This window comes from Adhaeretor mobilis, from assembly GCF_007741515.1.
Lineage (GTDB): Bacteria > Planctomycetota > Planctomycetia > Pirellulales > Lacipirellulaceae > Adhaeretor > Adhaeretor mobilis.
Map to the genome: position 1 here is coordinate 2,047,501 of NZ_CP036263.1, position 13,807 is coordinate 2,061,307.

The 13,807-nt window shown below is 54.8% G+C and carries 12 protein-coding genes (1 of these 12 cut by a window edge); 8 read left to right on the plus strand and 4 right to left on the minus strand.

The window, feature by feature from the left end; genetic code table 11:
• The 8 genes from HG15A2_RS07990 to HG15A2_RS08025 all read left to right on the plus strand — a co-directional run.
• Window positions 1–1,325: the 3' portion of an L-serine ammonia-lyase gene (locus HG15A2_RS07990; RefSeq protein WP_145059512.1), read on the plus strand. Its footprint begins 163 nt before the window's first position; the window shows 1,325 of its 1,488 coding nt (coding positions 164–1,488); its start codon lies beyond the left edge, outside the window; the stop codon is at window positions 1,323–1,325.
• Window positions 1,326–1,554: 229 nt separating this feature from the next.
• Window positions 1,555–1,737 carry a DUF1572 family protein gene (locus HG15A2_RS25080; RefSeq protein WP_145059514.1) on the plus strand — a complete coding sequence of 61 codons (183 nt, stop codon included), beginning with the start codon at window positions 1,555–1,557 and terminating at the stop codon, window positions 1,735–1,737.
• Window positions 1,738–2,045: 308 nt separating this feature from the next.
• Entirely contained in the window at window positions 2,046–2,504 is a 459-nt protein-coding gene (locus HG15A2_RS08000; RefSeq protein WP_145059516.1) for a hypothetical protein, read from the plus strand.
• 266 nt (window positions 2,505–2,770) lie between these two features.
• Complete coding sequence (locus HG15A2_RS08005) at window positions 2,771–4,009, plus strand: Y-family DNA polymerase (protein WP_145059518.1); 1,239 nt, start codon at window positions 2,771–2,773, stop codon at window positions 4,007–4,009.
• A gap of 163 nt (window positions 4,010–4,172) precedes the next feature.
• Window positions 4,173–5,333, plus strand: coding sequence for a magnesium/cobalt transporter CorA (gene corA / locus HG15A2_RS08010; RefSeq protein ID WP_145059520.1), 1,161 nt, complete (start codon window positions 4,173–4,175; stop codon window positions 5,331–5,333).
• Window positions 5,334–5,343: 10 nt separating this feature from the next.
• Entirely contained in the window at window positions 5,344–6,693 is a 1,350-nt protein-coding gene (locus HG15A2_RS08015; RefSeq protein WP_145059522.1) for a dihydroorotase, read from the plus strand.
• Between the two features lie 135 nt (window positions 6,694–6,828).
• Window positions 6,829–7,539 (plus strand): Crp/Fnr family transcriptional regulator, encoded by a 711-nt coding sequence (locus tag HG15A2_RS08020; protein WP_145059524.1) that lies wholly within the window; start codon window positions 6,829–6,831, stop codon window positions 7,537–7,539.
• 179 nt (window positions 7,540–7,718) lie between these two features.
• Window positions 7,719–8,201: a hypothetical protein gene (locus tag HG15A2_RS08025; protein ID WP_145059526.1), complete on the plus strand. Its 483-nt coding sequence runs from the start codon at window positions 7,719–7,721 to the stop codon at window positions 8,199–8,201.
• Here the strand turns inward: HG15A2_RS08025 and HG15A2_RS08030 are convergent.
• The 4 genes from HG15A2_RS08030 to HG15A2_RS08045 form a co-directional block, all read right to left on the minus strand.
• A complete protein-coding gene (locus HG15A2_RS08030) occupies window positions 8,101–9,324 on the minus strand; it encodes a hypothetical protein (RefSeq protein ID WP_145059528.1) in 1,224 nt (407 codons plus the stop codon). The genes HG15A2_RS08025 and HG15A2_RS08030 overlap by 101 nt on opposite strands.
• Window positions 9,325–9,703: 379 nt before the next feature.
• On the minus strand, window positions 9,704–11,455 hold the full coding sequence (locus HG15A2_RS08035) for a glycosyltransferase 87 family protein (protein ID WP_218932402.1): 1,752 nt from the start codon (window positions 11,453–11,455) through the stop codon (window positions 9,704–9,706).
• Between the two features lie 20 nt (window positions 11,456–11,475).
• Entirely contained in the window at window positions 11,476–12,276 is an 801-nt protein-coding gene (locus tag HG15A2_RS08040; RefSeq protein ID WP_145059532.1) for a glycosyltransferase family 2 protein, read from the minus strand.
• 533 nt (window positions 12,277–12,809) lie between these two features.
• Complete coding sequence (locus HG15A2_RS08045) at window positions 12,810–13,673, minus strand: DUF547 domain-containing protein (protein ID WP_145059534.1); 864 nt, start codon at window positions 13,671–13,673, stop codon at window positions 12,810–12,812.
• Window positions 13,674–13,807 lie beyond the last annotated feature (134 nt).

The window sequence follows — 13,807 nt, forward strand, 5'->3', positions numbered from 1 at the left end:
AGATGTCATCGAGAAATCTTGCAGGAATTTCCCGTGTGACGGTTCACCTCTACGGGTCACTTGCCAAAACGGGTAAAGGCCACGCCACGGATGTTGCCGTGCAGCTAGGCCTTGCAGGCGTCGACCCAGAAGCGATCGACCCGGATGATATCCCAGCAAGAATCCAGGAGATTGCCTTCCAGGGATACATCAAGCTATTAGGACAGCAAGTAGTACCGTTCGAGCCCTCTAGGGACGTTATTTTTCACAAAGGGGAGTCGCTACCGATACACCCTAACGGAATGCGTTTTGTGGCTGCCCTGCCCAAAGAGGAAATCATCCAGGCAGAGTTCTACTCAGTGGGGGGTGGTTTTGTCATTTCCGAAAAGGACGAAATAGGCCAGCAGAACGGAGTGGAACTGCCGTATGAGATCGATTCGGCAGGCGATCTTCTAGCAAGCTGTCTGGCAATTGACGGAAAAATTTCCGAAGTGGTCCGACGCAATGAACAGACATGGCGCACGGATGAAGAGATAGATGATCGCTTGCAGCAGATTTACGACACCATGTTGCACTGCGTCTTCCGTGGCTGCCATACCGAGGGAGTCCTGCCCGGCGGACTGGGGGTAAAACGACGTGCGGCTGCGTATGCTCGTACTCTGCATTCGCAAACCCAGGCAGAGCATACATTCGGTTGGTTTCAAGAAATCGAGAAAACGGCGCAGCAGAGTAGTGGCTTCTCCGAAGTGATCGACTGGGTTACCTGCTTTGCCTTGGCAGTTAATGAAGAAAATGCAGCCCTAGGACGTGTGGTCACCGCGCCGACCAACGGATCGGCCGGCGTGATTCCAGCGGTGCTGCTTTACTTCAGAATTTTTTGCGGGGCTGACAAGCAAGCCATCTACAATTTTCTACTTAGCGCTGGCGAGATCGGCTGCTTGTTCAAGAAAGGAGCAACAATCTCGGCCGCGATGGGCGGATGCCAGGCCGAGATCGGTGTTTCGTCAGCGATGGCTGCCGCAGCACTGGCTGAAGGGCTGGGCGCGACACCATCTCAAGCAGCGATCGCGGCAGAAATAGCCATGGAGCATCACCTCGGCATGACCTGCGACCCCATCGGTGGATTGGTACAAGTGCCGTGCATCGAACGTAACGCCTTCGGAGCGATGAAAGCAATCACGGCCGCCCGCATGGCATTGAAACGAGATCCTGTTGACGCTTGCGTCTCCCTGGATGGCGTCATTCAAACGATGTGGGAGACGGCCCAGGGTATGCATGAAAACTACAAAGAGACTTCCGATGGCGGACTCGCCGTGCTCATCCCAGTGAGCATGAGTGAATGCTGAGCCAGTCCGCCATCCCAACGTGACTGGCAAGTTTGCCCGTCGTGGGGTTCTAAGAGTGGTATGAATCTGGGCGCCGGTCCAAGGGCTAGCCACCTTAGGTTGTTTTTATGCGCTGAGGGATTACAGCAATCGTCCCACGCAGAGGCGCTCAGTACCCAGTTTATTGCTGGAATGTGCTCTGGGAGCTCCACGCTCGTGTGTCGGGCCAAGGGTCGTAGTCCAATGAACAATGCTACCGGACGAATTTTTCAATGAAATCACGATCCACGGGTGTCAACTTTCAATTCCTCGCGCGATTGCTTGTTCGATGTCGCACAACTCTTACCACATTGGGCAAATCGTGCAGACCGCCCGGATCCTTGCATGTGAAGATCGGCAGACGCTCTCAATTCCTCGTGGTAAATCGGAGTAGTACAATCGCGAGCGGTGGGGGAGGGGGTGAAGGAATCCAGGGCAAATGGAATCAGAATAGAGACTGATCTGAGGGTTAGCCTCCTCAGTTCGGTTTTCTTATCCGCTGAGATTGAAAGGCCCCAGAGAGATAGACGCTGAAATCGTGGAAATTCGCTGGCGTGAGTAGTAGCCGGCGAGCCACGCCTCGCCCGGTAGCCACCAGTGAAGGGCAAGGTGTTACAAAACACCTCCGCGCCCTCAGAAGCTCGCGTGTTATTATGGGAACAGCGATTTCTGTAAGCACTGCCGAATTGTTAGGGAAGTCTGATGGCGAAAATAGCGGAAAAGAGTCCGAGGTATCGCAGCAAGAAGGTGATTTGTAAGGATGTAGCAGAAATCATGGCGTCGCAATCGCTTCACTACGGGACAAAGCATGTTGTTCTTGCGCAAACAGTTTGGGCTTGGTCCGAATTTCACGGGAAGTATGAGGGCTGCCCATTTTGGTCTGAGAAGGCTCTTGCTAGCGATCGAATAGCGACAGAATTCATACACGAGCATGCTGTTCCCAAATCCGTAATAATCAAAATGCTTTTTGATCTTAAGAATCCAACGCCCGAGAAGGTTGAAGATATCTTGAGCAGTTTCTGCGTGGGCGTAGTAGTTACACGTGAAGAGGACCGGACCCTAAACCAGAATGGACTTCGTTTAAAGATGCCAGAGGACTGGGACGGTGATGATCGTTGGGCCAGGTACCAAAAAGTAGGGATTGTTCCCAAAAAAATGTAGCCCCATCTAGTGAGTGCACTTGATCTGCCATCTTGGCACAAGTTCAACGAGGCGATCCTAAAATCCCCTCATCAATTGTGTGAGCCCGGACCTCGAAGCTTGGAAACCGATCTCGGCGCGGGCCATCCGCTCGGAGCTTGTAATCTAGCAAGCCTAATGTCCACGCGCTCCGCTAGCGAGAAATTCGAGCTCAACTTGTTGCCCACCTCGCGCCGAAGTATACTGGACAAGCGTTTAGTATTTACTGGGTCCGTTTCAGCAGCACGATGCCTCAACTCCGCTCACTCTTCCTCGACATGAATTCCTACTTCGCCTCAGCGGAGCAGCAGCTTAATCCTGCGCTGCGGGGGAAGCCGGTGGCGGTAGTGCCTTCGCTGACCGATGCCACCTGCTGCATCGCGGTGAGCTACGAGGCTCGCCCCTTTGGCGTTCGCACAGGCACGAATGTGGGCCAAGCTCGACGCATGTGCCCAGGTTTGCAGCTCGTAGAGGGGCGGCATGAAAATTACATCACGCTGCATCACCAGATCATCAAAGCCGTGGAAACCGTGCTGCCAGTGGACGAGGTTTGCTCGATCGACGAAATGCACTGCCGCCTCTCACCACAACATCGCGAAGTGGAAGCTGCTCGCGGCTTAGCGGCGGAGGTGAAACGAGTCATTGCCGAGCAGGTCGGCCCCTACCTTCGCTGTTCAATCGGCCTCGCTCCGAATCATTTTCTGGGAAAAGTGGCTAGCAACATGCAGAAGCCAAACGGCTTGGTGGTCATCACACGCGACGATTTGCCGAACCGGCTCTACCAACTCGAACTTGATGATCTACCTGGCATTGGTCGCAACATGCTGCGCAGACTACAAAAGTGCGGTATTCGCACGATGCAGCAACTTTGTTCACTCTCGCGAAAAGAAATGCGTGAAGCCTGGAAGAGCGTGGTGGGCGAGCAGTACTGGCTCATGCTGCGCGGGGATCAGTACTCGAGTCGAGAAACCACCCGGCGAACCGTGGGACACTCACATGTGCTGCCACCGAAGCTTCGCACCGATGGAGGGGCTTACGCCGTACTCGTGCGTTTGCTGCATAAGGCCGCTGCACGGCTCAGGACCATGGGTTTTCTAACCAGCCGCATGGCAATCACTATTAAATACGTGGGCGAAATGCCGAATTGGACCGTCAAGCCGTATGTCGGGCAGGTCCAGGACACTCCGACATTGCTGAATCATCTGAATCGCCAGTGGAGCCAGCGTCCTCCCGGGGGTCGGCCTCTCCAGGCGGCTATTACGCTGTTGGATCTAAAACCGGCCGGTCAGATCTCGTTGCCATTATTCGAGGAAGACCGCCGCCCTTGTCGCGCTACCGAGGCGATGGACTTGGTCAATGAGAAGCTGGGCCTCAATGCGCTCTATTTCGCTTCCATGCACGATACCCGCGAGGCAGCCCCCATGCGGATCGCTTTTACGAACATCCCCGATGTGCAGGCGGAGATGTCTCGACCCGTCGACAGCTAAGGCACTTTTGAGTTTGCGATTGCATTGATCTACGAAGACCTTTAGCCCGTGAGCTACGCCTCGCGCGGCATTCAAAGCTGGTCTATCTGGCTTTTCCGAGGCTTATGGTCTACTTTTATGGCCTGAGCCCGAGCAAGGAGTCACTCGATCCAATGGTGCAGCCATGGCGATTTTGAAGCGAGATCCGAACAAGAAAAAACGCCGCTGGCGATTACGGCATCGTGTGAAGCCGAATACTCGGCCCGGTACGATTATTGTTCCAGAGAAGGCCGCTCCGACGCGTCTTCATGCCACTGCCTACGGCCCCGATGAGATTGTCGAAAAGCTCGATTGCACGGTCGCACAAATCAAGAAACTCATCGGCAAGTACCCGGTGTTGTGGATCGATGCGGTCGGCCTGAAGGAGGAAAGCGTTATTCGGGAGTTGGGCGAGCTACTTAAGTTACATCCGCTGTCCTTGGAGGACATGAGCAACATACCTCAGCGGCCCAAAATCGAGGGCTACCCAAACCACCTGTTTGCTGTCGCACATACGACCACATACAAAAAATCACTGGCAATTTCGCAGGTCAGCTTTTTCGCGGGCGAGGGGTTCGTCGTTAGTTGGCGGGAACGCACGAATGATTGTTTTGACTTTCTGCGCAAACGCTTGGAGGTCAAGGGTGGCACGACTCGTTCTTCAGGCGAGGACTATCTGCTCTATGCCCTCATGGACGCGGTGATCGACACCTACTTCCCCGCACTCGAATCGTTTGGCGACAAACTCGATGACTTGGATGATCGTGTCGAAGCGGGGCACAGTGGCGACATTGTTAAGGACATCCACGCCACGCGGCACGAAATCCGCCTGCTGAGACGCATCGTATGGCCGCTGCGTGATGCGGTCGACGGGCTTATGCGAAAGCACGATTGGTTGATTGGCGAAGAAGCGATCATTCACTTCCGCGACTGCCACGACCACGTTGTGCAAGTCTTAGATGCACTAGAAAGCTATCGGGATGCCTGCAGTGATGTGCGAGATCACTATGCGACTGCGGTAAGCAATCGCATGAACGAAACGATGCGGTTTCTCACGATCATCTCGACCATTTTCATTCCCTTGGGATTTCTCGCAGGACTGTACGGCATGAACTTCAACCCCGAGGCGTCGAAGCTCAACATGCCGGAGTTGAATTGGCCCTGGGGGTACCCGATTGCCTTGGGGCTCATGGGAACAATTGCCCTAGGGCAAGTATATTACTTCTGGCGGCGAGGCTGGCTTGGTGGAAACGGAGAGAAACCGAAGAACGCTTCTCCCCAACAGATGAAGCCCCCTAACAAATAACCGATTAGCCATGAAAACACTTATACGCGGTGCCCAAGTCGTACTGCCCAGCGGCATCGAGCAAGTGGATGTATTGCTCACTGCCTGTAAGATCGCCTCGATTGATGCTGCCGTTCACACCGATGCGGACGAGACGGTCGATGCTCAAGGTTTGCACCTCCTGCCCGGTGTGATAGACGATCAAGTCCATTTTCGCGATCCGGGTCTGACGCACAAAGAGGACCTGCGCACCGCCACTCGCGCTTGCGCGAAGGGCGGAGTCACGACGTTCCTGGAGATGCCCAACACGATCCCCAATGCGACCACGCAGGAACTACTCGACAAAAAGCGCAAGCTCGCGTCGACCAAGTCGCTTGTGAACTACGGCTTCTACATTGGTGCAACTCCCGACAATGTGGCGGATCTGGCCAAGGCTACGAATACGCCGGGCATCAAAATTTTCATTGGTTCCAGCACGGGGGATCTGCTCGTTGACGGGCAGGAGGCGCTCGAGCGCATCTTTGCCGAAACGACTCTGCCTCTCACAGCCCATTGCGAGGACGAATCGACCGTGCGTGCCAATGCCGAACGCTATGCCGGGACGACGGACGTTGCCGATCATTCGCGAATTCGCGATGTGCCTGCTGCGGTTATCGCCACCAAGCGGGCCATCGATCTTGCAAAACGTCACAAACATCGATTTCATGTGCTGCACGTTTCGACTGGCGACGAAACGGACCTGCTTGCCGATCATGAGAACCTGATAACGGCTGAAGCTTGCCCGCATCATCTCTTACTTAATACGGGAGATTACGAGCGTCTCGGTACGCTTGCCCAGATGAATCCTTCGCTCAAGAGTGCCAAGGATAATCAGCGAATTTGGCAGGCACTTCTCGATGGTCGAATTCAAGTGATTGCGACCGATCACGCGCCGCATACCTGGGAAGAAAAGCAGCAGCCCTATCCGCAGTCGCCCTCGGGGATGCCGATCGTCGAGAATAGCTTAGCGTTGATGCTCAACCAAGTGAATGCAGGACGCTGCTCCCTCGAGCAGGTCGTCCACTGGATGTGCGACGCACCGGCCCGGGTCTGGGATATTGTTGACAAAGGAAGGATCGTCGAGGGCTACGATGCGGACTTGGTGTTAGTCGATCTCAACAAGAAGCATGAGATTCGCAACGAGCAGCAGATCACCAAGTGCGGCTGGAGTGCTTGGCATGGCCAAAAATTGATCGGTTGCCCCGTAAGGACTTGGGTCGGGGGGCGTCAAGTATTCGATCGAGGGCAAGTCCTCGCTGAGGAAAGGGTCGACGAGTCGACGCCTGGCCAAGAGGCTCTCTTCGACCATGCTCGGGGCGGATATTGGGCCACCGAGGGTTAGACAGCTAACACTTGAGTAGCCGAGAGTATGGAGCTCACCAGCTTTGTCATTCACTCGGAAAGTTATCAAGGATAAGATAAGGCATTACCAAGTAGCCTCGCGTGCGAGGATCAACACCACAGCAGCAAAGCAAGCATGTCTGAACGACTTTGGTTCTTGAAACGTTGCGACCTCTTCCAGCGATTGCGACCCGAGCAGCTTCACGAGGTCGAGTTGCGTAGCCGCTCACGCGAATTTCCCAGAAATACTCCTGTCTACTTGCCGGCTGATCAAGCCGACGGAGTCATGCTATTGGTGCGTGGACGGGTGAAAATTGGGAGCTTCACCGAAGAGGGCAAGCAAACGATTCTCGCTTTCATCGAGCCGGGTGAACTCTTCGGCGAGCTCTCGCTGATAGGTGCCGTGGAACGTGAGGAGTATGCGGAAACGGTCGAGAAGTCGACCATCGTCATGATTCCCCGCGAAATAATACAGGAGCTCATCCGCCAGAACCCTGAAGTTTCCCTCGGCGTTACCAAGCTCTTTGGCTTGCGAAGGCAACGCGTCGAACGACGACTCAAATACCTGCTCTTCCATTCCAATCGTGAACGACTCGTGCATTTGATGCTGGAACTTGCAGAAACCTACGGACGGCGCACGCCAGATGGCGTCGAGCTGAAGATCAAACTCTCGCATCAGGACTTGGCGAGCGTCATTGGCAGCACGCGCGAAACCGTGACCGTGGTGCTGGGCGAACTCCAAAGCGAAGGAAAACTCAAATTAGGGCGCAGGAAGATCATTCTTACCGAGCTTGCAAAAATGGCCGAGAGTGTTCATCAGCCCGCCCCGGCCATCGCGTCAGCCTAGATAGACAGCAAACAAATACGGATGAATCACGACAATATTGGTTCCGTAAGCATCGCTTTTGCTGGCATTGTGCGTTGTTTTACAGAATTTATCCTCAGAGAAGACGATAATACGACTGTTGGGGTGAAGTTTGGCAGACTTTTCTTGCAGACTTTTCTCTCAGACGAAAGAGACCAACCATGAGTAGCCATTCGAAAAACAATTCGCAGCGAGATGAGACGGTGTGGGACAATTGCCCTGCAGGCGTGCTCGTTTCGATGGCTGACCGATTGAATGCCGCCAAGCGTCGCAAACAAACGCTGCGCGGCATTGCTGCCACAAGTGCCGTCCTGCTCGTAGGCGCCGCAATGTTTGCGGGAACTCGATCTGGTGACAACATGCACGGCGGCATCTCTTGCTCGCAGTGTCGTCCGCACTTGGCCGCTTATCAAGCTCAGCTTAAGGGTGTGGCAGTACCAGAGGGCGAGGTTCTTTCCCCCGATTTGTTGGAGAAAGTTCGTCTCCACCTAACGAAATGCGCCAAGTGCGGAGAGAAGTTCGAAGGGATGTATCCCGGGCTGCTCACCTTGCAGAGTTCTCCGGGAGAGCTGCGTTTTTCGGCACAATGGCTTGCCAAAGTGAATCAGAGCGATTCCGTAATGCGTTTGCGTTTGCAGTTGTAGTGCTGGGAAGTTTCGATTCGTTTTGGACGCCGACGGATAATTTGTCAGCTTTCTTGTCCCGCTTTGTATTCCGGACATATCGTTCTGGCGAGGCGAGGAACTTTTCCTTCTCATCTGCTCCAGCCATTAGATAAAGCTGGCCTTGGGATTCTGCCGCGTGATACACACTTCCTAAGACTCGCCGGCCCATTTCGTGTTGTGTGACCAAGCAGTTGCCCTGCGCTGCCGGGGCAAATCGCTCGGGATTTTCCTCGAAGGTTCGTTTCGCTTCGGAACTTGCAAAGTGGAAGTTGTGGCCTTGGAAGGATGCCTTCTGAGAAGGCAAGCCTCGCTTCCAAGCCCCTTCGGACAGCAGGCTCACAGGGCAGAAGCCATTCATTGACACCGGGCTCTGCGTAGAGAGTCGAGTGGGCGAGTCTGGTTGATCGGTGGATTCGGGTTTGGATCCGAACTCTTCAGTCGCTGGCTCAATTCCCAAAGCTCGTTGAAACGGCATGGGATCCGCGAGAAACCTGGCGCGAAGTTGCAGATCGGCGAAGCGATAACGTAGGCCGTTGTGTGATACTTCTGAAGCAGGCAAACCGGCGATTTCTCGCTGCTCGGTAAGGAGTGTTAGCGGGCACTTTCCAGTGAGAACGAGATCTGCGTCGAGATAGCTCTCCGGCGATTTCTTGAATTGTTCCAAACGCTGCACATCAGCGAAGAACAAGAGTCGTTCGCCATGTACAATGCCGTAGCGCAACTCCCCTGGGGTGCGCTTCCCCCCCTCGGCATAGGTGACTACGCAATCGCCGCTGAGGGCTGGGGCGTATCGACCAGGATCGGCAGCAAAGATGGCCTGCTTGCGAGCGTCGGCGAACTTGTAGAGGTGCCCATCGTACACGGCATGGAGTTTCGCCTCGCCAGGTAGCCAGTTGCCTTCGTTGACGAGCGAGACAGCGCAGTAGCCCGCGCAAGCCAAGTTCTTTGGCTGGGCTTTTGAAGTCTGAGGCAAGAAGGGATTGGGCCGCGAGACATCAGCCGCCCCTGGCCTGGGCATGCCTCGGCTACTACTCTGCGCGTATGCGTACGGGCCTGTGGCTAGGCTTAACAAGAAAGGCAAGAGTAGGAGTCTGCGAACCATTGCTCGACGGTTTGGTTGCGGAGGCTTATCAAGGAGAACTGCAGAGAATACCACCTGACGCCTCACTAGACGACGTCATTGAGAGGAGTGCTAGCTACCTTGAAGAAAGCATCTAATCCGCTATCAAGTTTGCTGTAACAAACCTGCAACTGCGATCCGGTAGCAACTCTAGGCAGGAAATCGCTCCGTCGAAGAGCCCTAGATGCTGAAGGAAAACGGTGCGTGGCCGGCGATTCAATCGATGGGGCTATGCGGTCCCTCATCAACAGGTTGGGGTTGGGAATCACCGCCGGCCACAGCACCTCAGGGGGCAGGAGGGCAGCTTGCCCCCCTCTATGATAAGAGTAGCCGCTGGCGTGGTAGCTTTCTGTACGCAGCTTCACACTGATTTGAGCGTTGCCAACTTTGACCTTTTATTCGCTGACTGGGCGAAGAACCAACTGACCGCCAGTACCGAGAGTAGGATGCCGAATTCGATCCAGGGAATGATGAAGTAAAAAAAGTATTTGCCATCGTAGGCGGTGCCGGCGACTCCCGGATTGGGGAAGTGCGTTTCTAGCCAAAACCTTAAGTAGTACAGCAATAGAAGGGCTGCCATGGCGTGCCAAGCTCGATAGCGCACAAAGGGCAGGAAAGGGAGCGTCCAGCACCAGTACCAAGGGTTCTGAGCAGGAAACAAAAGCCAGAACCATGTCAGCGTGAGAAACGCGGCTCGGACGACCTCGTCCGCCGATCGCTCCGGATGAGTCGCCCGCCAAGCCAGCGTGCAGGCAATCACCAGCGTCGCCAGTCCCATGATGACGCGAGTCAGTTCGAACGAGATGTGAGAATATCTAGGCTTCCCATTTTCTAGTAGCGGAATCTCCGACTTGAGGAGCTTGGACTTTGCTGCTGAGTAGCTGTCGAGCACTGAGCGCGACCAGCTACTTGGGATCACGTCAAACCAAGGTTTCTTTCTGGCAGGAGTATTGTCCTGCGGCAGCAGGTTCTCGCGCACGCACATGAACAGCAGATCGTTCATTTCCCAGCGCGCGAGGAACGATTCGATGCCGCCATCCTCCTGAACCTCTTGCTTGTGTGGTCCAAACCATGGTGCAATTTGTGGGCCCAGCGAAGCCAAAGCGATCGTACCGCAAATCATGCTGCCCAGCGCGACCTTCAAAGTGCTGCCGCGCCGTAGCCAATAGGTAGCAAAGAGCGGAAAGAGAACAATGGGATAGATCTTTGCTCCGATCGCAAGACCTAATAGCAGGCCTGCAATGAGCGGACGACCTCGTGAGTACGCTGTGAGTTCTTCTGTGCGATAACTCATTCGAGAAACCAAAGCCCACACCGCAGCAGTTGAAAAACAGATCGCAATCGAATCAAGATGCCCGCCGTTGGCGATTTCCTTGAGCAATAGGGGGCACCAACCGTAGCATAGGCTCCAGCCGAGGTGCTGCCCGCAGCTTCGTAGCAGACCTATGACCAATAGGAGCGTTACCAGGTCGAAGCAAGTGAGCACCGCCTTCATGGTTGTGACACGCTGGTAGCTACTCGCCTCATCGGGCGTGATCTTCGCGGCCAAGGCAAAGACAAGCTGGCTGATCATCGGGTACGGCGAAGTCAGCTCGTTGTAGTGAATCGTCTCCAAGCTTTCCTTGAGTGATTCGCTCCGTCCGCTAAGTTCGACGAGTTCAGCAAGCCATATTTCCTCAGGCGGCATTCCAGCATCGGCTTGCTCTATGGCCTCCAGTACCTCACCGGGAGCGTAGCTATGGGGGCTAATTCCTTCGGCCAGCACGGCACCGTCCCAGATGTAACGCTGGTAGTCGATCTCTAAGATGGGTGTGGACGGTACCACGACGAAACGAAACATCGCTGAGGTGCAAACAATCGCTACAGCAAGCATTCGCGTTGAACGCATTTGCAGCACGAGCCACAGTGCATGCCAATAAACGACAAACAACCCGAGCAAAAGCACCAGGAGTCTGATGGTCGGTTGTTCAATGCCGTTTGATTCATCAACGTAGAGTGCGCTCAATGAGAGCAGATGCCAGTATCCGACAAGGCTGAGCAAGGTCGCTAGGCCCAGCAGGTGCCAGCCCCAACTGCCAATGAAGCCCTTCGAAGGGGTAGGCCGTTCAGGCATCTGAGTTTTGTCTCGCGACATCACAACGCCCGATCCGCTACATCCATTGCAGGTGAGACGACTTCTCGCGGCACTTCAGCAGAGCGACCAGACGCAGGAGAGTCGCGACGCACAGCGTACTTGGCAATGGTGTAAAGGATTTTCGCCCCTGCAGATACGCAGCCCCGCAAGGTTCCTGTGATCTTGCTCTGTCCGATGCGGCAACGATAAGAAACGGGTACCTCCAAGTATGCCAGCGTTGCTTGAGCGGCTTTGATTTGCATTTCGATCGTCCAGCCGAAGCCGACGTCGCACATGTTCAAATCTCTTAGGGCTTGGTACTGAATCGCGCGGAACGGGCCGAGGTCTGTGTAGCGAATGCCGAAGAGTACGCGCATGAGAAAACAGGCAAGCGTATTGCCGTAGCGACTTTGCGGCGGCAGAGCGCCCTGCTCGCGTTTGCCTAGGATGCGTGAACCGATGACGATTTCCGCCTCACCGTCGAGAATGGGCTCGACCAGCCGTGGCATTTCTTCCGGGTGATCGCTGTAGTCGGCATCAATGAACGCCACGACTTTGGGTGTCGGCAGCTGGCCTGAAACAATCAACTCTTCGAGCTTCGCCAAGCCGGCCAAGCAAGCGGAGCCGTAGCCGCGGCGAGGCTCGCGGACGACGATCGCACCTGCAGCCCGTGCCTTGCTGGCGGTTGCGTCCGTCGATCCGTTGTCCGCCACGATGACGCAACCAACCGGCGGCAAATCAGCGAGCACCTTCGGGAGCGATTGATCCTCGTTGAGCGCTGGGATCACCACGATTGTGTCGCTGTAGTCGGGCGTAGCCATCCGGAATCGTGGAGTTTGGGGAAAGTTCGTTTCATCATGTTGCACACTGCGGCACACCCCTGGCAGCCTAACTCTTCGTTGAGGTTATGGCAAACGACTTGACCGAACGAATTTTCCTGTGCAAATCTGCCTCTTAGCGAGTACCGCTTCCCGATTGCATCCCCCCGCCAGCAGGTGCGGGCGCACTCGGCTGGTAAGAGTGTCCTGAGTAGGGGGCCACGGATTCACCCGGGTAATTCGAGGTGTCAGAATAGCTTTGCGGGCTCCCAGTATAAGCTGCTTGAGGCGAAATTCCACAAGATCCGCCGCTGCAGGTGCCGCAGGAACCGCTAGCGCAAGATCCGCTACTGCATCGTCCACCTGGGCAGCCGCGCGGCGACTGGCAGCCGTAGAGTAAGAAGCTCGCGAGAATCAATGCCAGTGAACAGGTTTTCGTAGAGGCCATAGGAATCCTTCCAATGGAGAGTGAAGATAGTTGCCGATTTCCTATCACTAGTTTCGGCAGGCGGTTACGTTTGGCAGTGTGAAACAGTTCACTCACGACTGGGGAGACTCATTTTCTGTTCGTTCAGATCCCAGCTGTAGGGAAGATAGTTGACCGTTATCTCATCTAGATTAGCCAGGCTTTTCTGGGTTGTTCCTGGGAAATAGGGTTCAATCAATCTAATGCGTTGCTGCTGGGACTCTCCAAAATCCTCCGAAAACCATTTAATTATTGGGGAGAGCGAGAGGCGGTTTTCCTTCGCGTCGTACTTCAACTTGGATGGGTCCGCGAAAAATCGACGGGTGTTGGCTGAGAGCTTTTCATCGAGGCTCTCCGGCTGGTAAGCCTCATTCAAGAGGGGAGGGCAGCCAATCGATGCGCAGACGATAGCAAAGTGAATGCGTGGCTCGCCCATTTTACGAAGCACTTTATGCTCCATTTCATTGAGCGAGTAGGCCTTATTGCCGACCAGCAATAGTAGATCATCCCAAATATTGTAGCCAAGGAGTTTTGCTGTGTGATCGCGGATCGATTTGGTGGGGTACTCGCGCAGAATGCCCTTGATGGTGGCTGCGTTGTACGCGTTGATCCAAAAGGCGAGTTGCGCAGGTCGTGTGGATTTCGCTTCTGGGTTGTAACGCGACAAGTTGCTAAGGTATTTGTCGAGCCTCGCGGTGTCCTCCGAGTTGGCCTTCCAGCCACGGTAGTCGACCATGCCGTTATTGTCGACGTACTTCTTGAGCAAGCGATCCCAATCGTCGTGGTCAATCTTCTCAGCAGAAACAAGGGAATTCTGCGCGTGCTGGACGCCCACTGTCCAACGGTCGCCAGCAATTGCTTCGTAGGCGAGGAAACCAGCTAGTAGGAAGGCCGCTCCAGCGAACAAGAGCAGAGATCTTTGGGTGGACTTCATGTCGTAGCCATCATGCTGAGGATTTCGCAGTGTGCTCGATGCCGTCTGTCTGGCATTGTTCAGTGGATTGAACCGAAGCAAGAGACAAGCTACGGATAACACCGTGGTGAGTCTGTGAGATCTCTCACCCCCCA